We start from the raw sequence: 20,882 nt of genomic DNA on the forward strand, positions 1-20,882 counted from the left end.
GGAGGCCACTGTGGCTTATGTACAACTCGCCGACGGCGAACTGCATTACCAACTCGACGGGCCCGTCGACGCACCGGTGTTGGTGCTCTCCAACTCCCTGGGCACCGACCTGCATATGTGGGATATCCAGATCCCGGCCTTTACCGAGCATTTTCGCGTGTTGCGGTTCGACACCCGTGGCCATGGCAAATCCCTGGTCACCGAAGGGCCCTACAGCATCGAGCAGTTGGGGCGCGACGTGCTTGCTTTGTTGGATGCGCAGGGCATTCAACGCGCGCATTTTTGCGGGTTGTCGATGGGCGGCTTGATCGGCCAATGGCTGGGGATCAACGCCGGCGAGCGCTTGGAGCGCCTGGTGGTGTGTAACACCGCCGCCAAAATCGGCACGCCGGACATCTGGAACCCACGCATCGAAATGGTACTGCGCGACGGCGCGGCGGCCATGGTTGCGCTGCGTGATGCGTCCATCGCGCGCTGGTTCACCGCCGATTTTGCCGCGGTCAACCCGCACCAGGCCAAGCAGATCACCGACATGCTGGCGGCCACGTCGCCGCCAGGCTATGCGGCCAATTGCGCCGCCGTGCGGGATGCCGATTTCCGTGAGCAACTGGCGGCAATCCAGGCGCCGACCCTGGTGATTGCCGGCACTGAAGACGCCGTTACACCGCCGGCCGGTGGCCACTTTATCCAGAGCCATGTACGGGGCGCGGAGTATGCCGAGTTCTATGCGGCGCATCTGTCCAATGTCCAGGCCGGTGCTGCGTTCAGCGACCGGGTGATTGAATTTCTGCTGGCCCGCTAAGGAGCATTTTGTGGACGAGAAACAACGTTATGCCGAAGGCCTGCAGGTGCGCCGCGAAGTGTTGGGCGATGCCCACGTCGACCGCAGCCTCAATGCCCTGACCGAGTTCAACAGCGAGTTCCAGGAAATGATCACCCGCCACGCCTGGGGTGCTATCTGGACCCGCCCGGGCCTGCCGCGGCACACCCGCAGCCTGATCACCATCGCCATGTTGATCGGCATGAACCGCGCCGAAGAACTCAAGCTGCACCTGCGCGCCGCCGCCAGCAATGGCGTGACCCGGGCCGAGATCAAGGAGGTGCTGATGCAGAGCGCGATCTACTGCGGGATCCCGGCGGCGAATGCCACTTTCCATCTGGCGGAGTCGGTGTGGGATGAGCTTGGCGTGGAGTCCCGCCAGGACTGAAATACGGTAGAAAAAGTGGGAGGGGGCTTGCTCCCGATAGCGGTGTGTCAGTCGATATATGTACTGACTGATACTCCGCTATCGGGAGCAAGCCCCCTCCCACATGTGTGTTCTTCACAAGGACTGTAGATTTCAGTGGGAATCGCCATCCCACACCCAGTTCCATACCCCCGGCAGGTGCACTGGCTCGCTCACATCCTTCACCGTCCGCGCCAGCGCCGCGCGTTCCAGGGCGCCATGGTCGGTGTAGAACGGCTCGGCAGCCGTCTTCATGCCATTGACGCGGGCGCTGTCCATCAGGATTTGCAGGTATTCCTGCATATGCCTTGCGGTGTAGCGGTTGATGTCGTGGAAGGTCACCACCACCGGTATCACGCCGTCCACCGTCGGCAATTCACCCAGGGCAATGCGCTCGCGCACCACCGACAGTTGCCGATACAGGTTGGCGCGGCGACGCGGGCTGGCGTTGAAGCCCCAGATCTTGCCGTCGTTGGCGCTCAGGTCGGTCAGCAACACCTGCATGCCGTGGCGCTGATAGGCGGCGAAGGTGCGGCGGTCATAGTTCCAGAAGGGCGGGCGCACCAGCACCGGCGGCGCGCCGGTGATGGCGGCAATGTCTGCGGCGCCCTGGGTGAGGGTGCTTTCCAGCTCGGCGTTGTTCAGCCAGCGGTGGTTGGTATGAAACGCGGTAGCCGTGTGGAACGCCAGGACATGGCCGCCGGCGTACTCCCGTTCCATGGTCTTGCGGCCCCGTGAACTGCCGCCGGAACGGGTTGCTTCGGTCTGCAGGAAGAACACGGCCTTGATACCCGGCAATACCGGGTTGTCGGCCAGGTCGGCCACCACCGAACGGCTCGGGTTGTTGTAGCCCGACGCACTGGGGCCGTCATCGAAGGTCAGCAAAAACCGGATCGGCGCCTGGGCTTGCAGGCGTTGCGCGGTCTGTGGCGTCAAGGCGATGGGCGCGCCAATGCAGCCACTGAGGCTCATGGCCAGGGCAAGCACGGCGGATGCGATGGCAAAGGATTTCATGGTGGGCGCAGGCTCGAATAAGAGGCCGCTGCTGTGTGGATCAGCAGCGGCAGGCGCGCACGATACAGTAAGTGCCGCGCGGGTTTACAGCAGACTTATCGGGTAACTGACGATCAACCGGTTTTCATCGAACTCGTTGTTGCTGTAGTCGCGGCGCATGCTGGAATTGCGCAGACGTACCGTCAGGTTCTTCAGGCTGCCGCTTTGCACGGTGTAGCCCAATTCACTCTCACGCCCCCACTCCTTGCCATCGGTGACAGTGGCGGTGTGTACGTTGCTGCCGCTGATATAGCGGTTCATCAGCGTCAGGCCCGGCACGCCGAGGGCGGCGAAGTTGTAATCGTGGCGCACTTGCCAGGATTTCTCCTGGGCGTTGTCGTAGCTGGAGTTGTAGCTGTCGTTGGCCAGGGTGCCGCCGCTGGTGCCGTTGACGCGCATCCAGGCACTGTCGCCGGTGAGTTTTTGCAGGCCCACATAGAAGGTGTTACCGCCGTATTTGGCCGAGAGCAGACCGGACCAGGTCTTGTTGTCCAGCTTGCCGGCGCGGGCGCTGCCGTCGTCCTCGCCATAGAAGAAGCCGAGGTTGGCGCCCAGGGTCCAGGCACCGAGGGGCTGGCTGTGGATCAGGTTGATGAACTGCTGGCGGTAGATGTCCTTGAGCTGGGCATTCCACAGGCCAACCTGGGTGCGTTTGTCGTTGAACGTGTATTCGCCGCCCTGGAAGTTGAAACGGTCGGAGGTGAATGCGGTTTTACCGGTCATCGACAGGTCGTTCATGCTGCTGTCGTCACGCGGGCTGTTGGCGCGGAACTGGCCACCATAGAGGGTCAGGCCGTCGATTTCCTTTGACGTGATCTGCCCGCCGCGCAAGGTCTGCGGCAACGAGCGCCCATCGTCCGCGCGCAGTATCGGCAGCACCGGCATCCATTCGCCGACCTTCACTTCGGTCTTTGACATGCGCGCTTTGAACGCTACGCCAAGACGGCCGAACTCATCCGCCGGGCGGCCGTCATGGTCCAGCGGCAGCAGCTGGGTGCCACCCGTGCCGCGACCGCCATCGAGCTTGAGCGAGTACAGGCCCAACACGTCCACGCCAAAACCTACTGTGCCCTGGGTAAAGCCGGACTTGGCGTCGAGGATGAAACTCTGGGTCCACTCCTGTGCGCCGCCCTGGCTCTTGGTGGGGTTGGTGAAGTTACGGTTGATGAAGAAGTTGCGCAGGTTGAGGTTGGCGCTGGCGTCTTCGAGAAAACCCTGTTCCTGGGCGAAGACAGGCAAGGCAACACTGGCGACAGCGGTGGCCAGCAACAGCTGGCGAGGGCGGAACGTGCTCATGGCGGTGGACCTGTTGTTATTGGGGTTATGCAGGTGGCGGCCATGGTGCGTGGCGGTGCGGGGGCGGTTCAATTGGGGGAGGGCGGGTTGTGGGCGATGATCGAACGCAAGTTGCCGGGCGCTGAGGCCCGGCCGTGGCGGTCAGGGTTTGGGCGGAGTGAGGTGGGTCCAGGGGATCGCCGGCAAGTAATGCTGGGCGGCGATGATCAGCGCCACCATCACCGCCACGAACACCGCTTGCAGCGGGCTCCAGAATGCCCAGTGCAGGCCGTTCAGCCAGGGGTAACCTTCGCTGAGTTTCTGGCTCATCTGGCCGATGCGTTTCGTGTGCAGCAGGTTGATCAGCAGCGCGCCGGCATAGGTCACGGCGCCGAGTACGCCGAGCATCAAGGCACAGGCGATCAGCATGATCGCCTGGGGAACGCCGTGACGAATCACCAGCCAATAGTCGTTGGGGTTGAGTCGTTTGGGAATCAGGTACTGGCTCAGCCAGACGTCCGGCACCCGATACACCGAGCTCATGACCGCCCAGAACTGAGTGACGCGGAAGGCCACAAGGGCCGGCACGAATGACATCAGCATGAACAGAACCACCGACATCAGGTCCAGCTTGCCCGGGGTGTCGTGGGCAATGTTCAGGCCGATGGCGAGGGCGAGGATTGCCCACAGTCGGATAAACACCTGGGTGTAGATCGGCCGCGGCACGAACTTGCGCCAGAAAAACACATCGGCCTGAGGCAAGCGTTCAACCAGTTGCGGGTAGCGCCAGGTCAGGGTCTGGGCCAGGTGCTGGCAGGCATTCCACTCGTTCTCGCCAAACCCATTGATCATGTTGTTTTGCTGAGTGGCCGTCATGGGCGTCAGCAGCAAGCGTGCGGCCATGGCGTCGGCAGAGGTGCGTCGCGTGTCCTGGGCCTTGTCCTGCAAGTGGGCGTAGAAGCTTTCCTGTTCGCAGCGCCCCACCAGTTCGCGCCACATCCACGCCGGCTCCGGGTACACGCCTTTCTGGTCGTCCCAGGCGAAGGCCTGGCACACGCGCTCGAACAGCGGCACGCTCCACTGGGTATCGTGGAGCAGTTGCAAAATGATGCGTTGCCATTGTTGTTGCAGGTCGAACACCCGCAGCCACGCTTGGTTGTTGTAGTGAGTGAGCTGGCTGATGAACTCGCGCTCGGCCTTTTGCTCCAGCAATTCCTGCAAGGTGCGGCGGTAGTCTTGCAACAGCTCGCCGGTCAGCGCTTCGTGCTGCCAGGGGGTCATGGCGATCTGTTGCCACGGCGTCAGCCAGTCCAGGTGTTGCACCGCCCACTGGGCGATGGCGCTGCGCTCGCCGGGCGTATCGAAGCAATGGCGCAGCAGGCCGGCCTGGAAGGCCTCGGTGCAGTGCTGTTGCTGGGCCTGGGCCCAGCGCGCGTCGAGGTTGTGTGTGGTGAGGCCGCTGAGCAGGGCGTGGGCCGGGTCCGGCGCCGGGGCTTCGTAGGGGGCCGGTTGCAGGGGCCGGATGTCCATCAGCTCGGCCAAATCGTTGAGGTTGGCATAGGTCGGTTCGACCACCGGCACTTCGACGCGTTCGTGTGGCTCGCGGTCAGCTCGCCAGCGTGCCTCGCTCAAGGCTTGCTCGTAGGCTTCGCGCAGGCGCTGGAAGCCTGCGGCGTCGTCGTCCGGACGGCAGCTTTTGAGCAGCCGCGCATAGCTGCGCTTGATGGTGCGCTCGTCGGCATCTTCGGGCAGTTGCAGTACGTTCCAATACTCCATCGGGTCCTCCCTCAGCGCCAGAAGCCGTTGTCCAACTGCTCGAGTTGACGGGTCAGTTCGCTGCGGGCCTCGCGGATGCGGCGTTCGTCCTGGGTATCGAGCACTTGCTGGAACTGCGCCGCCCAGTGGCCGAGTTGCTCGCGCAGTTCGCCGAGGTTTTCCTGATAGAGCCGCTCAAGGCGCGCGGTAAGCACGGTGTTGACCTGCTGGTCGCGCGGGTGAACCTTCAACTGCGCCAGGGCTTGCAGGCGTTGCTGGATCTCCTGCGGGCTGAGCACGCCAGGGTTGTTCTCGATCACCAATGAGTGTTGCTCGCCGGTCAGCGGGATATTCACCTGGGCTTCCAACAGGCCGTTGTTGTCGTAGGTGAAGCGCACGTCCAGCGAGACCTCACCGGCCTTGCGCTTGGGCACGCTGATGTCCAGTTGGCCCAGTTCGATGTTGTCTTTGACCAGGCGGCTTTCGCCCTGATAGATCTTGAGCAGCACGCGGGTCTGGTCGTCGTACAGGGTGACCACGCTCTTGACCCGGCTCACCGGCACGCTGCTGTTGCGTTCGATCAACGGCAGGTAGTGGCCGCTTTCGATATGGCCGCCGTACTGGTTTGAGGTTTCGATGCCCAGGGTGTAGGGGCACACGTCGGTCAGCACTACTTCTTCCAGGGCAGCGGAACGCGCCTTGAGCGCGGCCTGGATCGCGGCGCCGTGGGCGACCACCTGGTCCGGGTCGAGGCTGATGGAAGGGAAGCGGCCGAACAATCCCGCGGCGAGTTTGCGCACCAGCGGCATGCGCGTGGTGCCGCCTACCAGCAATATTTCATCGAGGTCGCCGACGCGAATCCGCGCATCGCGCAGGGCGCGTTCGATCGGCGCGCGCAGGCGCTCCAGCAGCGGCGTGTAGAGTTTGGCCAGCTCTTGCTGGGTGATGGTCTTGACCCACTGCTGGCCGTCGACACGCAGTGCGAATTCGGCGCTGTCGTCCTGGCCCAGGGCTTTGCGCACGCGCTCGGCCTCCCGGCGCAGGGCGTGCAGCACGCTGCTGGTGGGTGGGAAGTCGGCGGCGTTGCGTTGGCTGTCGACGAAGTGCTCCAGCAGCAGGGTGTCGAAGTCTTCGCCACCGAGGAAGTTGTCGCCGGCGCTGGCGCGTACTTCCATCACGCCGTCGAACAGCTCGATGATCGACACGTCAAAGGTGCCGCCGCCGAGGTCGAAGACCAGGAATGATGTCTCTTTGTCACGCTGGTGCAGGCCGTAGGCCAGGGCGGCGGCGGTGGGCTCGTTGATCAGTTTTTCAACGTTGAGCCCGGCCAGCTCACCGGCGATGCGCGTGGCTTTGCGTTGGCCGTCGCTGAAGTAGGCGGGCACGCTGATCACGGCTTCGGTGACCGTATGGCCGTAGGTGCGCTCGATGTCTTCCTTGAGGCTTTTGAGCACCAATGCCGAGAGTTCTTCGGGGCGGAACGAGCGGTCGCCCAGGCGTACTTCGGTGGCACTGCCCATGTAGCGCTTGAACAGCGAAGTGGTCAGGTGCGGGTGGGTATGCAGGCGCTCTTTGGCGGCCTGGCCGACCAGCACACGGCCTTGATCATCCAGCCCGACCACGCTTGGCGTGAGCAGATGGCCAAGGGCGTTAGGCACCAATTCGGCGGCGTCACCCCGCCAGACAGCGGCGAGACTGTTGGTGGTCCCCAGGTCGATTCCTACGATCATTACGACAAGCTCCCTCTGTGGTCTGTAAGAATCAGTAACTAATTTTACCCTGAAAGGTTGGCGGAAAAGCAAGGCGGCAGGTTTAGGGCGGCTTGATGCAATTCCATGTGGGATGGGGCTTGCTCCCGATGGCAGTGGGTCAGCTGCAGATGAGCTGACTGACAGACCGCCATCGGGAGCAAGCCCCCACATTTAATCGATGGTGTAAAAAATGGCATAAAAAAACCGCCTCCTGGTGAGGAGGCGGTTTTTTTGTTTACAGCAGCACGATCAGAACAACTTCAGCGCCGGTGCTTCTTCTTTCAACGGCTCGTTCTTCGCGGTCTGCTCGTTCCAGCCGCCACCGAGGGCCTTGTACAGGTTGACCTCGGCGGTCAGTTGCGCCAGGCGGTCGGTGATCAGCGATTGCTGGGCGCTGAACAGTTGGCGCTGGGCATCAAGGAAGGTCAGGTTGCTGTCGACACCAATGCGGTAGCGGCGCTCGGCCAGGCGGTAGTAATCCTGGTTGGCCGCGACGAAGCCGCGCTGGGCGTCCAGTTGCTGCTTGTAGGTCTCACGCGCGGCGAGGCCGTCGGACACTTCCTGAAAGCCCGTCTGGATGGCCTTCTCGTAGTTGGCCACGTTGATCTCTTTCTGGATCTTCGAGTAGTCCAGGCTGGCGCGCAGGCTACCGGCGTTGAAGATCGGGATGTTGATCTGCGGCGCGAACGACCAGGTACCCGAACCGCCCTTGAACAGGCCGCCCAGTGTCGGGCTGGCGGTACCGGCGCTGGCCGTCAGGCTGATGCTCGGAAAGAACGCGGCACGGGCCGCGCCGATGTTGGCGTTGGCCGCCTTGAGGTTGTACTCGGCCTGCACGATGTCGGGGCGACGTTGCAACAGGTCCGATGGCAACCCGGCCGGTACTTCGCTGAGCAGGTCATCCGACAGCGGCTTGCTGGCGATATTCGCCGGCAGGCCGGTGCCCAGCAGCAGGGTCAGGCTGTTTTCGTCCTGGGCCACCTGGCGGGTATAGCGCGCCAGGGCTACCCGGGCGTTTTCCACCGAGGTGCGCGCCTGGCTGAGGTCGAGGGCCGAAGCCACGCCGACTTCGTTGCTGCGCGAGGTGAGCTTGAAGCTCTGCTCATACGCGCCCAGGGTGTCCTGGGTGAGCTTGAGCAGTTCCTTGTCGGCCTGCCAGGTCAGATAGGCGTTGGCCACGCTGGCCACCAGGCTGATCTGGGTGCTGCGCCGCGCTTCTTCAGTGGCGAAGTATTTTTGCAGTGCTTCTTCACTCAGGCTGCGCACGCGGCCGAACAGGTCCAGCTCATAGGAACTGATCCCCAGGCCCGCCGAGTACTGGCTGGCGATGGTCGCCTGACCGGACTGCGACAGCTTGGCCGGCGTACGCGAACGACTGCCGTTGCCCGTGGCCGAGACGGCCGGGAACAGGTCGGCGCGCTGGATCTGGTACTGCGCGGCATAGGCGTCGATGTTCAGGGCCGCGACACGCAGGTCGCGGTTGTTCACCAGCGCGGTCTGGATCAGCTGTTGCAGCGCGGGGTCATGGAAAAACTGCTTCCAGCCCTGCTCGGCAGCGGCCTGGTTCGGCGCCTGGGCCGACGAATACGCCGGGCCCTGCGGGAACTGTGCCGCCACCGGCGCGTCGGGGCGCTGGTAGTCAGGTATAAGCGAGCAGCCACTGAGCACGAATGCCGTGACGGCTAAGGAAAGTAGCGACTTGCTCATTGGCCAGCCTCTTTAGGAGTTTGCTTGGGTTCAGTCTGTTTGCGTTCGCCTGCGGCGGACACGGTTGCAAAGAACAATGGCACCCAGAAGATCGCCAGGACCGTGGCCGTGATCATACCGCCGATCACACCGGTACCGATCGCGTGCTGGCTGCCGGAGCCGGCGCCCGAGGAGATCGCCAGCGGCAACACGCCGAGCACGAATGCCATGGAGGTCATGATGATCGGGCGCAGACGCATACGGGATGCTTCGATGGCCGATTCGACAATGCCTTTGCCTTGTTCATGCAGCTCTTTGGCGAACTCGACGATCAGGATGGCGTTTTTCGCCGCCAGGCCCACCGTCACCAACAAGCCGACCTGGAAGAACACGTCGTTGGACAGGCCGCGCAGGCTGGTTGCGATCAACGCACCCACCACACCCAACGGCACTACCAGTACCACCGCGATCGGGATCGACCAGCTTTCGTACAACGCCGCGAGGCAGAGGAACACCACCAGTAGCGACAGGGCGTACAACGCCGGTGCCTGCGAGCCGGACAGCCGTTCTTCGTACGACAGGCCCGTCCAGGCATAGCCTACGCCCGCCGGCAATTGCTTGGCGATGCGTTCGACTTCGGCCATGGCATCACCGGTACTGTAGCCCGGTGCCGGCGTACCGAGGATTTCCATTGCCGCAACACCGTTGTAGCGCGAGAGCTTGGGCGAGCCGTAGATCCACTTGCCCGAAGAAATGGCTGACAGGGGCACCATCTTCCCGGAGTCGCTGCGTACGAACCACTTGTTCAGGTCTTCCGGGGACATCCGGCTGGCAGCGTCGCCCTGCACGTACACCTTCTTCACACGACCACGGTCGATGAAGTCGTTGACGTAGCTGCCACCCAGGGCAATCGCCAGGGTCTGGTTGATGCTCGACAGCGTAATGCCTTGGGCGCTGGCCTTCTCGTCGTCGACGGTGAGTTCGTACTGCGGCTCATCGTTCACGCCGTTGGGGCGCACACCGGCCAGGATCTTGCTCTGGGCGGCCATGCCGAGGAACTGGTTGCGCGCTTGCATCAGCTTTTCGTGGCCGACACCGCCCTGGTCTTGCAGGAACACGTCGAAACCGGTGGCGTTACCCAACTCCAGGACCGAAGGCGGCACGATGGCGAAAACCATGGCGTCCTTGAAGGCCCCGAAGAAGTAACCCTGGGCACGCTTGGCCACTTCGAATACCGACTGCGAAGCATCGCGTTCATCCCATGGCTTGAGCATCACGAACGCGAGGCCCGAGCTTTGGCCACGGCCAGCGAAGTTGAAGCCGTTGACGGTAAAGACCGATTTCACGGCCTTGCCTTCGCCGGGCTCGCCTTCCTTGTCGTTGAGCAGGAAAGCCCGCATGTCGTCGATGACTTTTTGCGTACGTTCAGCGGATGAACCGACCGGGGTCTGTACCTGGGCGAAGATCACACCCTGGTCTTCCTCGGGCAGGAACGCGCTTGGAATGCGGGTGAACAGCCAGATCATGCCGACGAAGATGATCAGGTACACGAAGAACGCCGGGTACTTGTGCTTGATCATGTTGCCCACGCCGCGCTCGTAGCTGATAACGCCACGGTCGAAGGTGCGGTTGAACCAGCCGAAGAAACCACGCTTGGGTTGGCCGTGCTTCTCGGGGTCGATCGGCTTGAGCATGGTGGCGCACAGGGCCGGGGTGAAGATCAGCGCAACCAGTACCGACAGCGCCATGGCCGAAACGATGGTGATGGAGAACTGTTTGTAGATCACACCGGTGGAACCGCCGAAGAACGCCATCGGCAGCAATACCGCCGACAGTACCAGGGCGATACCCACCAGGGCGCCCTGGATCTGGCCCATGGACTTGACCGTCGCTTCTTTGGGCGACAGATGCTCCTCGGCCATCACCCGCTCAACGTTCTCTACCACCACGATGGCATCGTCCACCAGCAAGCCGATGGCCAGGATCATGCCGAACATGGTCAGGGTGTTGATGGTGAAACCGAACGCCGCCAGGATCCCGAAGGTACCCAGCAATACCACCGGTACGGTCATGGTGGTGATGATGGTGGCGCGGAAGTTCTGCAGGAACAGGAACATCACCAGGAACACCAGCACGATCGCTTCGACCAGGGTGTGCACCACGCCGGAGATCGATTCGGTTACCACTGGCGTGGTGTCATACGGCACCACTGCCTTCATGCCTGGCGGGAAGAACGGCTCCAGGGACGCCACGGTGGCACGGATGGCCTTGGCGGTGTCCAGGGCGTTGGCGCCCGAGGCCAGTTTGATCGCCATGCCCGACGCCGGCTTGCCGTTGAACTGCGCACTGATGCTGTAGTTCTGGCCGCCCAGTTCGATACGCGAGATGTCACGCAGGCGAACCTGCGAGCCGTCGGCGTTGACCTTCATCAGGATCTTGCCGAACTCTTCCGCGGTTTGCAGGCGGGTCTTGCCGATGATGGTTGCGTTCAGCTGGGTACCGGGCAGGGCGGGCAGGCCGCCCAATTGGCCAGTGGCCACTTGCACGTTCTGCGCGGAAATGGCGGTGCTGACGTCGACCGGGGTCAACTGGTAGTTGTTCAGCTTGGCCGGGTCCAGCCAGATACGCATGGCGTACTGCGAACCGAACACCTGGAAGTCACCGACACCCGCGGTACGGGAAATCGGGTCCTGGATGTTGGACACGATGTAGTTGGAGAGGTCGTCCTTGGTCATGCTGCCGTCTTCCGACACCAGACCGATCACCATCAGGAAGTTCTTCACCGACTTGGTCACGCGGATACCCTGCTGCTGCACTTCTTGCGGCAGCAATGGGGTCGCCAGGTTCAGCTTGTTCTGCACCTGAACCTGGGCGATGTCCGGGTTGGTACCCTGGTTGAACGTCGCGGTGATGGTCATGCTGCCGTCGGAGTTACTGTCCGAGGCGACATAACGCAGGTTGTCGATACCGTTGAGCTGTTGCTCGATGACCTGCACCACGGTGTCCTGCACGGTTTGTGCGGACGCGCCTGGGTAGGTCACCTGGATATCAATAGCGGTCGGCGCGATGGCTGGGTACTGGTTGATGGGCAACTTCAGGATCGACAGGGTCCCGACCAGCATGATCACCAGGGCAATTACCCAGGCAAAAATGGGACGGTCGATAAAAAATTTCGACATGGGTTACTCCCCTTTGCCAGCAGCGGCAGCAGGAGCGGAACCGGCGGGCTTGGCGTTGTCAGCGTCCTTGACCTGGACTTCGATGCCCGGCTTGATGAATTGCAGGCCTTCGGTGATCACGCGGTCACCGGCGTTCAGGCCTTTTTCCACCAGCCAGTAAGCACCGTCAGTGCGGTTGGCCACCAGGGTGCGTTGCTCGACCTTGTTGTCCTTGTTCACCACCAGCGCCGTCGGAATGCCCTTGATGTCGCGGGTCACGCCTTGCTGTGGCGCCAGGATGGCCTTGCTGTTCACACCGGCTTGCAATTGGGCGTGTACGAACATGCCCGGCAACAGGGTGTGGTCAGGGTTGGGGAACACGGCGCGCAGCGTCACGGAACCGGTGGTCTGGTCGACCGACACTTCGGAGAACTCCAGCTTGCCTTCCTGGCCGTAGTCGCTGCCGTCTTCCAGGGTCAGCTTGACCTTGGCGGCATTGGCGCCGGCTTTTTCCAACTGGCCGCTTTCCAGGTCGCGGCGCAGTTTGAGCATTTCAGCCGACGACTGCGTGACGTCGACGTAGATCGGATCCAGTTGCTGGATCACGGCCATCGCATCGGCCTGGCCATTGCTGACCAGTGCGCCTTCGGTCACCGAAGAACGGCCGATACGCCCAGAGATCGGCGCGAACACTTTGGTGTAGCGCACGTTGATCTGGGCCGTTTGAACGTTTGCTTCGGCGGTCATGCGGTTGGCGACGGCGGTGTCGTATTCCTGGCGGCTGACGGCTTGTTCATCGACCAACTGCTTGTAGCGGTCGGTGATGGATTTGGTCTGGGTCAGGGTGGCTTGTGCGCTTTTCAGGGTCGCGTCGTACACCGACGGGTCGATCTGATAGAGCTGCTGGCCTTCCTTCACGTCTGCGCCTTCCTTGAACAGGCGCTTGAGAATGATGCCGTTGACCTGTGGGCGAACTTCCGCGATGCGGTAGGCGGTGGTGCGGCCAGGCAGCTCGGATGTCAGGGTATAGGCTTGCGGTTGAATGGTGACCACGCCGACCTGAGGGGTTTGAGCGGGCGGAGCCGCTTCTTCCTTTTTACATCCGCTGAGCAGCGATGCCAGGGCGACGGCAGTGACCAGAGCGGTAACAGCTGGCTTAAGTTGCATGAAGATCCTCGGGTCAGGCGCGCAGAGTGCGCACAAGCAGTGTGGAAGGGTAAAAAACAAACGGTGAGTAGATAAGTAGCTTGCTACGCAATATACTTACGTTCATGGTTGTTTGTAAACTCTTGACAGGTTTCGCGCTTTGTTGACAAAGCAACGCCCGAAACCTCGATTCCATTACGTTCGGCACCCGTGACGGTGTCGTCCCACAAATATTTTGATGATCGTCCGCGTCTATTAACGTTGCGTTAACGATAGTCTCAAGTGTCTTGATTGAGGTTTTACTGCCATGGTTCGTCGCACCAAAGAGGAAGCTCAGGAAACGCGCAGCCAGATTCTCGATGCCGCCGAGCAAGCCTTCTATGAGCGCGGCGTCGCGCGCACCACGTTGGCCGACATCGCCGCGTTGGCCGGTGTGACGCGGGGCGCCATTTACTGGCACTTCAGCAATAAATCCGATCTGCTGCGGGCGCTGCTCGATACGTTGCATGAACCGCTGGATGAATTGGCCAGGGCCAGTGAAAGCGAGGATGAACTCGACCCACTGGGCTGCATGCGCAAGCTGCTGATTCATCTGTTTCATCAAGTGGCCCTGGACCCGAAAACCCGGCGCATCAACGAGATTTTGTTTCATAAGTGCGAATTCACCGATGAAATGTGCGACATGCGCCGCCAGCGCCAAACCCATAGCCTGGAATGCAACTTGCGCATCGGCCTGACACTGCGTAACGCGGTCCATCGCGGGCAGCTTCCGCAAAACCTCGACACTACCCGGGGCGCTGTTTGCATCCATGCCTACATCAACGGGCTGATTGGCCAGTGGTTGCTGGTGCCCGACAGCTTTCAGTTACATCAGGAAGCCGAACGCTGGGTGGATGCAGGGCTCGACATGCTGCGCCTGAGCCCTAGCCTGCGCAATTGAGACAAAATGCGTAATTGCATCAGGTTGTGTCAACAGTAAAGCCTAAGGACAGTCAATCGTCCTTCTGCCTGATTGGTGGGGTGACTTTATATACGGGCTGGCAGGCGGTTGATAGGTAGTCGCCTAAGTATTTTGTAGCGATATTGTTGCCGCTATGTGAAGCAATGTTTCAAAGGTGAAACATACAGTCAAAAATGTGGGAGGGGGCTTGCTCCCGATGGCAGTGGATCAGTCAACACATACAGTGACTGACCCGCCGCCATCGGGAGCAAGCCCCCTCCCACATTTGGTTTTGCGTCTGAGGTGATTACAGCGTCGGGTAATCGATGTAACCCACCGGGCCCTTGCCGTAGAAGGTTTCCGGATGCGCTTCGTTGAGCGGCGCATCGGCCTTCAGGCGCGCAGGCAGGTCCGGGTTGGCAATGAACGGCACGCCAAACGCTACGGCGTCCGCTTTACCCTCGGCCAGCCAGGCATTGGCGCTGTCCTTGGTGAAGCGCTCATTGGCGATGTACACGCCGCCGAAGGCTTTCTTCAGTTGCGGGCCGAGGCTGTCGGCGCCTTCTTTCTCGCGGGAGCAAATAAACGCGATGCCGCGCTTGCCCAGTTCGCTGGCGACGTAGGTAAAGGTTTGCGCCAGGTTGTCGTCGCCCATGTCGTGAGCATCCGCACGCGGTGCCAGGTGCACGCCCACACGGCCGGCGCCCCAGACTTCGATGGCCGCATCGGTCACTTCCAGCAACAGGCGTGCACGGTTTTCCAGGGAGCCGCCATAGTTGTCGGTACGCTGGTTGGTGCTGCTTTGCAGGAACTGGTCGAGCAGGTAGCCGTTGGCGCCGTGGATTTCCACGCCGTCAAAGCCGGCCGCCTTGGCGTTTTCGGCACCGGTGCGGTAAGCGTCGACGATCTCGGCGATTTCCGCGGTTTCCAGGGCGCGCGGCGTCGGGTAGTCGGCCAGCGGGCGCACCAGGCTGACATGGCCTTTGGCCTGGATCGCGCTAGGGGCTACCGGGGTCTCGCCGTTCAGGTACGACTCATGGGAGATGCGGCCCACGTGCCACAGTTGCAGGAAAATCTTGCCGCCCGCGCCGTGAACGGCCTTGGTCACGTTGGCCCAGCCGCGTACCTGGTCGTTGGACCAGATGCCCGGCGTGTCCGGGTAGCCCACGCCCAGCGGCGTCACGGACGTGGCTTCGCTGAGGATCAGCCCGGCTGAGGCGCGTTGCACGTAGTACTCGGCCATCAGCGCGTTGGGCACCCGGCCTTCATCGGCACGGCAACGGGTCAGCGGTGCCATGATGATGCGGTTCGACAGTTGCAGGTCGCCCAGTGTGATCGGATCGAAAATAGTCGTCATGAAATAACACCTTTCAAGTGAGTTGATCAGTTGGTCGCAGGGGCCAGGTCGGCGTTGCCGCTCTGACGGAAAGTAATCAGGGTTACCAGCAGGGCGAGGATCGCCAGCGCCGCCGCCGCCAAAGGCACGCTGGCCAGGCCGAAGCCGTGGGCGATCACGCTGCCGCCAACCCAGGCGCCGAGGGCGTTGCCGATGTTGAAGGCGCCGATGTTCAACGTGGACACCAGGTTCGGTGCGGCCTTGCCGAAGGTCACCACGTTGATCTGCAACGCGGGCACGGCGGCGAACGAGGCGGTGGCCCACAGGAACAAAGTGATTTCGGTCGGGATCACCGCGACGCTGGTCCAGCTCAACGCCGTGGACACCACCGCCATGCTGATAAACACGCCGATCAACGTGGCCGCCAGGCGCTTGTCCGCCAGCTTGCCGCCGATGATGTTGCCCACGGTGAGGCCCAGGCCGATCAGCAGCAGCGTCCAGGTCACGCCTTTGGGCGACACGCCGGTGACATCACCGAGCAGCGGTGCCACATAGGTGAAAAGGGTGAACATGGAGGCGGCGAACAGTGCGGTCATGCTCAGCGACAACCAGATACCGGCACCCTTGAGGGCCGCCAGTTCGGCGCGCATGTTGAGTTTCTCTTCGTCACGCTTGGCGGGCAGGAAACGGATCAGGCCGATCAACGCCACCACACCAATCACCGTCACCGCCCAGAACGTCGAGCGCCAGCCGGCTTCCTGGCCCAGCGCGGTACCCAGCGGTACGCCGAGCACGTTGGCCAGGGTCAGGCCGGTGAACATCAAGGCCACGGCCGATGCGCGCTTGTTGGCCGGCACCAGGTTAGCCGCCACCACCGAACCGATGCCGAAGAACGCGCCATGGCACAGCGCGGTGACCACCCGGGCAAACATCAGCACGTTGTAGTCGCTGGCCAGGGCGCAGAGCAGGTTGCCGATAATGAAAATACCCATCAACGCTACCAGTGCGGCCTTGCGCGGCAGCTTGGCGGTGGCCAGCGCCATGAACGGTGCGCCGATGGCCACGCCCAGGGCATAGCCGGTGACCAGCCAACCGGCGCCGGGGATCGATACGCCGAGGTCCGCCGCAACATCGGGCAGCAGGCCCATGATGACGAATTCGGTGGTGCCGATAGCGAAGGCGCTCAAGGCCAGGATAAGCAGCGAGAGGGCATTTTCGTGTCCTTTACAGCGGCGCGCTGAATTCAGCGCTGAGTTCAGTGGTAAGCGCCGCGAGGAAGGCTTGGATCGTTTCCTCGTTGCGCCGGAAAAAATGCCACTGCCCGGCCTTCTGGCTGCTGATCAATCCCGCCCGTTGCAAGGTGGCCAGGTGGGCCGACACCGTCGACTGGGACAAGCCGCAGCGTTGGTCGATCTGCCCGGCGCAGATGCCGTATTCGTGGTTGTGCAGTTGCTCGGGGAATTGCACTTTCGGGTCTTTGAGCCAGGTGAGAATGTCTCGTCGTACTGGGTGCGCCAGGGCTTTTATTATTTCGTCGAGGTCGATGGACATGGCAGTTGCTCGTTTCGTAAAGCGTTATATCGCGATGAGGCGAACTTTAAATCGCTACATCCCGATATACCAATATGATTTTGATCTGAGACCCTTCTGAATCGGTATATCGGGTTATAACGATACGTGGTTGGCAGTGCTAGACTGCGCGCCATGAATTATCTCGCACATCTGCATCTGGGCGGCCAACTTCCAGCACAACTGCTGGGTAGTCTTTATGGCGACTTCGTCAAAGGTCGCCTGCAGGGCCAGTTCAGCCTGCCAATCGAATCGGCGATCCAGTTGCATCGTTCCATCGACCGCTTCACCGACAGCCACCCGCTGGTAGGGGCGGCGTTATCGCGCTTCAGCCTTACGCGCAGGCGCTATGCGGGGATCGTCCTCGATGTGTTTTTCGACCACTGCCTGGCGCGGGATTGGGCGCTGTATGCCGACCAGCCGCTGGAGCATTTCACTTCGCAGGTGTACCGCGTGCTCGCGGCCGAACCGCAACTGCCGGGGCGGCTGGCGCAGATTGCACCGTATATGGCAGCGGACGATTGGCTGGGCTCGTACCGTGAGTTCGCGGTGATGGAGCAGGTGCTGCGCGGGATTTCGCGGCGGTTGACTCAGCCGCAGGCGTTGGAACATGCGATGCAGGAGTTGCGTGTGTTGTATGAGCCGCTGAGTGAGGACTTCCGGATGTTCTATCCACAATTGCAGGCATTTGCACAAGACCAACTGACTACTGAGATCTAGCTGTGGGAGGGGCTTGCCCCCGATGGCGGTGGGTCAGTCACTGTATAGGTTGACTGAACTACTGCTATCGGGAGCAAGCCCCCTCCCACATTGGAACCGTGTTTAGCTCATATCAGGCGGCGAACGCTGGCCGAACAGCCACTTGTTCGGTCTCCGGCAACGGCCCGAATAACGCCTTCTGCACCGCCTGCTGCGCCTGATACGCCAGCGCCGCGCGTTCCTGCCCGGCGCAGGCAATCGGTTTGAGTACGTGGATTTCCACATCGCCCTGATCGTTGGCAAACAAGCGCATCAGGTGCGACAGCAAATCGTCATCGCCAATAAACGGCGCCAGCGCATCCACTTGCCCGTCGCGCAGGTAGCGGATCGCCACCGGTTGCAGCGATACGTGCGCGTCGATTGCGCTGGCCAGCAAACGCCCGTGGAACGTGCGCAGGCTGCGCCCGTCGGTGGTGGTGCCTTCGGGGAACATCAGCAGCGGGTGCTGTTGTTCCAAGTGACGGGTCATCTGCTTGCGGATCAGTTGGCTGTCACCCGAACCGCGACGGATAAACAGGCTGCCTGCCTTGGCGGCCAGCCAACCGGCGACCGGCCAGGTGCGCACTTCCGCCTTGGACAGGAACGACATCGGCGCCACCGCGCCCAGCAGTGGAATATCGGTCCAGGACACGTGGTTGCTCACCCACAGCATCGGCTGCGTCGGCAACTCGCCGTGCACCGTCACGCGAAAGGGCAGGGCGTTGGTCAGCCGGGCCATAAAGAACCGCGACCAACGCTGGCGACGCACCATCGAATTGGCCACGCCCAAGCGTTCGAACAGGCCAAATACACTGGCCATGCTCAAGCCCAGCGCCACCACCACCAGCACGCGGGCGATGCGCCCGTAGATGCGTAGCCGGCTCATCACATGGCCGCCTTGAAGTGACGTGCGTAACGCGGGCAGAGCTCGTCGCGCTTGAGCAGGATGAACACGTCGGCGACCTGGAAGTCTTCGTCCCAGCATGGCTCGCCGCAGATCTTCGCGCCCAGGCGCATATAGGCCTTGAGCAGCGGTGGCATTTCGGCAATTACGTTGGACGGCAAGTCCAGCGCCGGCAGCGGTTTTTTCGGTTCGGCGCGCAGGTGTTCGTTGCACAGGTAGCGTTCGCGCAGGCGCTGCATGATGGCGTGGGCCTGGATACCGCCGTCGTGCATCGGAATGCTCGCGCAACCCATCAAATAGCTGTAGCCGCCCTGGTTGAGCACTTCGGCCAACTCGCCCCACAACACCGCGATGGTGCCGCCGTTGCGGTAAGCCGGGTCGACGCAGGTGCGGCCGATTTCCAGGATCGGCCCTTGCAGGTGCAGCAGGCCATGCAGGCTGAATTCTTCCTCGCTGTAGAACCGGCCCAGGGTGCTGGCGGCCTGGTGGTCGAGCAAACGGGTGGTGGCGACCAATCGACCGCTGTTCAAATCCCGCACGCCGATGTGGCTGCAGTGAACATCATAGTCATCCATGTCCAGGCCATGTTCCGCGCCTTTCAGCTTGGCGTTGAATTCGCCGCTGAACACGTTGAACCGCAGGGCCTGGGCTTCCTGCAAAGCGTTGGCGCCAACCAGGCGTTCGGCTTGCAGGCGGCGTTCATTGCCGGTGTCGCTGATGCGGGCGATCTGAGTCATGGCGAATCTCCGAGTGCCAGCCACTTTCGGCCGGTCGACTTGTTTGTCCAAACTCAGGCTATGTAGCCCCGGTGTCATCTCCATGAAGTTATGGTGACGCTTGGATGACAGCCCCCTCTGTCGTCAATCTGTCATGCGCCTGGGCTAGGCTCGCGGGCTCGAATGCCCCCTTGAGTCTGCGTCCATGGTCAGAGGCTTGTTGTGTGTTGCCCTGCTGTTCATCACCGTTACCGCCCGCGCTGAAACCTGGCCCGACACGGACTGGGTCAAGGGCCCGCCACTGTCCGGCCCCGCCGTCGAAGCCCTCGAAACCTACGCATTCCCTGCGCGTGATGACGCCACCCGCCAAGGCATTCGCACCGACGCGTTGCTGGTGATTCGCGACGGCCAGGTCATTTATGAACGCTACGCCGCGCCCACCACCGCCAGCACGCCGCACCTGACCTGGTCGATCAGTAAAAGCCTGATGGCCACCGTGCTCGGCGTGGCCTACGGCGATAACCGCTTCAAACTCAGCGACCCCGTGGCGCGTTTTTACCCGCCAATGAAACAGCACCCGACGGTGACCATGGCCGACCTGCTGCACTGGGCCTCGGGCCTGGACTGGCAGGAAGACTACGAATACGCGCCGCTGAAATCTTCGGTGGTCGCGATGCTCTACACCCGAGGCCGCAGCGATATGGCCGAGTTCGCCGCCAACTCCGACTCATTCAGCGCCCCCGGTCAGGCCTTCCGTTACTCCAGTGGCGACAGCAATTTATTGTCCGCCGCGCTCAAGGGCATGCTCGGCCACAAGGCCTACATGAGTTACCCGTGGGATGTGCTGTTCCAGCCGCTGGGCATTCGCAACGCCACCTGGGAAACCGATGCCGACGAAACCTTCGTCGCCTCGTCCTACGCCTACCTCACCGCCCGCGACCTGGCTCGCGTAGGGTTGTTGATGGCACGTGACGGGCGTTGGCACCAGCAGCAATTGCTGCCCAAGGAGTGGGTCGCCTTCAACCGCCAGCCGTTCGCTCACTACAACACCGGCCAGGACGAAGCCGTTCCCGGCGGCCACTGGTGGCTTAACCAGGGCACGCCAAAGCCTTGGCCCGACGCCCCCGCCGACACCTTCGCCGCCCTTGGCCACTGGGGCCAGGCACTGTTCATAATGCCCGCCGAACACGTGGTGATCGTGCGCTACGGCGATGATCGCGACGGTACTTATCGTCACAACGAACTGCTTAAACGCGTACTCGCAGCGGTGCAGCCATGATCCGTCGTCGGCCGTTTACCAGCCTGTTCCTGCTGCTGTTGCTCGCCTTGCTCGGCTGGGGGTGGCACGAGCGCGTCAACCTGCAGGCCTTCCCCGACATCATCGCGGCGTACAGCGCCAAGGAATACTGCTCGTGCCGGTACGTGGCGAATAACCCGGCGCCGTATTGCCTGGGGTATGTAAAGCAATACGTACCCACCAGCGCGTTCAGGGATAACCCGCAGCGCAGCGAGGTGACGGCGACTGGGTTGGGGCGCACGCACACGGCGCGGTGGATGGGCGAGCGGCAGGGGTGTCGGTTGACCCCCTGATTCAGCCCTTCTCCCACATTTGGATTTGCGCCGCTCGTG

The 20,882-nt window shown here is 62.1% G+C and carries 18 protein-coding genes; 6 read left to right on the forward strand and 12 right to left on the reverse strand.

Annotated features, from left to right (window positions below; genetic code table 11):
- Positions 1-10: 10 nt before the first annotated feature.
- Together pcaD and pcaC are read left to right on the forward strand one after the other, a co-directional pair.
- Entirely contained in the window at positions 11-802 is a 792-nt protein-coding gene (pcaD, locus tag AB4O25_RS25465; protein WP_065877127.1) for a 3-oxoadipate enol-lactonase, read from the forward strand.
- Between the two features lie 10 nt (positions 803-812).
- Positions 813-1,208 (forward strand): 4-carboxymuconolactone decarboxylase, encoded by a 396-nt coding sequence (pcaC, locus tag AB4O25_RS25470; RefSeq protein ID WP_460150127.1) that lies wholly within the window; start codon positions 813-815, stop codon positions 1,206-1,208.
- Between the two features lie 132 nt (positions 1,209-1,340).
- On the opposite strand, the gene AB4O25_RS25475 is transcribed toward pcaC, so the two are convergent.
- The 7 genes from AB4O25_RS25475 to AB4O25_RS25505 form a co-directional block, all read right to left on the reverse strand.
- Complete coding sequence (locus tag AB4O25_RS25475; protein WP_017530469.1) at positions 1,341-2,240, reverse strand: polysaccharide deacetylase family protein; 900 nt, start codon at positions 2,238-2,240, stop codon at positions 1,341-1,343.
- Positions 2,241-2,324: 84 nt separating this feature from the next.
- The gene (locus tag AB4O25_RS25480; protein ID WP_460150128.1) at positions 2,325-3,575 is read right to left on the reverse strand and encodes an OprD family porin; all 1,251 of its coding nucleotides are present in this window, start codon (positions 3,573-3,575) and stop codon (positions 2,325-2,327) included.
- Between the two features lie 141 nt (positions 3,576-3,716).
- Positions 3,717-5,330 (reverse strand): J domain-containing protein, encoded by a 1,614-nt coding sequence (locus tag AB4O25_RS25485; protein ID WP_460150129.1) that lies wholly within the window; start codon positions 5,328-5,330, stop codon positions 3,717-3,719.
- An 11-nt stretch (positions 5,331-5,341) separates the two neighbouring features.
- Positions 5,342-7,039 carry a molecular chaperone HscC gene (locus AB4O25_RS25490; RefSeq protein WP_017530472.1) on the reverse strand — a complete coding sequence of 566 codons (1,698 nt, stop codon included), beginning with the start codon at positions 7,037-7,039 and terminating at the stop codon, positions 5,342-5,344.
- A 270-nt stretch (positions 7,040-7,309) separates the two neighbouring features.
- Positions 7,310-8,767: an AdeC/AdeK/OprM family multidrug efflux complex outer membrane factor gene (adeC, locus tag AB4O25_RS25495; protein WP_017530473.1), complete on the reverse strand. Its 1,458-nt coding sequence runs from the start codon at positions 8,765-8,767 to the stop codon at positions 7,310-7,312.
- Positions 8,764-11,925, reverse strand: coding sequence for an efflux RND transporter permease subunit (locus AB4O25_RS25500; protein ID WP_017530474.1), 3,162 nt, complete (start codon positions 11,923-11,925; stop codon positions 8,764-8,766). The genes adeC and AB4O25_RS25500 overlap by 4 nt, the downstream gene beginning before the upstream one ends.
- 3 nt (positions 11,926-11,928) lie before the next feature.
- Positions 11,929-13,071, reverse strand: coding sequence for an efflux RND transporter periplasmic adaptor subunit (locus AB4O25_RS25505; RefSeq protein ID WP_017530475.1), 1,143 nt, complete (start codon positions 13,069-13,071; stop codon positions 11,929-11,931).
- Positions 13,072-13,357: 286 nt separating this feature from the next.
- On the opposite strand from AB4O25_RS25505, the gene AB4O25_RS25510 reads away from it, so the two are divergent.
- Entirely contained in the window at positions 13,358-13,990 is a 633-nt protein-coding gene (locus AB4O25_RS25510) for a TetR family transcriptional regulator (RefSeq protein WP_017530476.1), read from the forward strand.
- Positions 13,991-14,297: 307 nt separating this feature from the next.
- Here AB4O25_RS25510 and AB4O25_RS25515 read toward each other — a convergent pair whose 3' ends face one another.
- From AB4O25_RS25515 to AB4O25_RS25525, 3 genes are read right to left on the reverse strand one after another with little or no spacing between them, the layout of a single operon-like run.
- On the reverse strand, positions 14,298-15,347 hold the full coding sequence (locus AB4O25_RS25515) for an alkene reductase (protein WP_017530477.1): 1,050 nt from the start codon (positions 15,345-15,347) through the stop codon (positions 14,298-14,300).
- A 26-nt stretch (positions 15,348-15,373) separates the two neighbouring features.
- Positions 15,374-16,573, reverse strand: coding sequence for an MFS transporter (locus AB4O25_RS25520; RefSeq protein WP_460151006.1), 1,200 nt, complete (start codon positions 16,571-16,573; stop codon positions 15,374-15,376).
- Positions 16,551-16,877 carry an ArsR/SmtB family transcription factor gene (locus tag AB4O25_RS25525; RefSeq protein ID WP_017530479.1) on the reverse strand — a complete coding sequence of 109 codons (327 nt, stop codon included), beginning with the start codon at positions 16,875-16,877 and terminating at the stop codon, positions 16,551-16,553. Before AB4O25_RS25525 ends, AB4O25_RS25520 begins: the two co-directional genes overlap by 23 nt.
- A 153-nt stretch (positions 16,878-17,030) precedes the next feature.
- On the opposite strand from AB4O25_RS25525, the gene AB4O25_RS25530 reads away from it, so the two are divergent.
- The gene (locus AB4O25_RS25530; protein WP_017530480.1) at positions 17,031-17,615 is read left to right on the forward strand and encodes an acyl carrier protein phosphodiesterase; all 585 of its coding nucleotides are present in this window, start codon (positions 17,031-17,033) and stop codon (positions 17,613-17,615) included.
- Between the two features lie 112 nt (positions 17,616-17,727).
- Here AB4O25_RS25530 and AB4O25_RS25535 read toward each other — a convergent pair whose 3' ends face one another.
- Positions 17,728-18,519 carry a lysophospholipid acyltransferase family protein gene (locus AB4O25_RS25535; RefSeq protein WP_017530481.1) on the reverse strand — a complete coding sequence of 264 codons (792 nt, stop codon included), beginning with the start codon at positions 18,517-18,519 and terminating at the stop codon, positions 17,728-17,730.
- Positions 18,519-19,274: an L-ornithine N(alpha)-acyltransferase gene (gene olsB, locus AB4O25_RS25540; protein WP_017530482.1), complete on the reverse strand. Its 756-nt coding sequence runs from the start codon at positions 19,272-19,274 to the stop codon at positions 18,519-18,521. The genes AB4O25_RS25535 and olsB overlap by 1 nt, the downstream gene beginning before the upstream one ends.
- A 184-nt stretch (positions 19,275-19,458) precedes the next feature.
- Between olsB and AB4O25_RS25545 the strand changes: the two genes are divergently transcribed.
- Both AB4O25_RS25545 and AB4O25_RS25550 read left to right on the forward strand, forming a co-directional pair.
- The gene (locus AB4O25_RS25545; protein WP_017530483.1) at positions 19,459-20,532 is read left to right on the forward strand and encodes a serine hydrolase domain-containing protein; all 1,074 of its coding nucleotides are present in this window, start codon (positions 19,459-19,461) and stop codon (positions 20,530-20,532) included.
- Positions 20,529-20,843, forward strand: a complete 315-nt coding sequence (locus AB4O25_RS25550) for an amidase (protein WP_460150130.1) — start codon at positions 20,529-20,531, stop codon at positions 20,841-20,843. Before AB4O25_RS25545 ends, AB4O25_RS25550 begins: the two co-directional genes overlap by 4 nt.
- Positions 20,844-20,882: the final 39 nt, after the last annotated feature.

This window comes from Pseudomonas sp. S3_A03 (assembly GCF_054668275.1).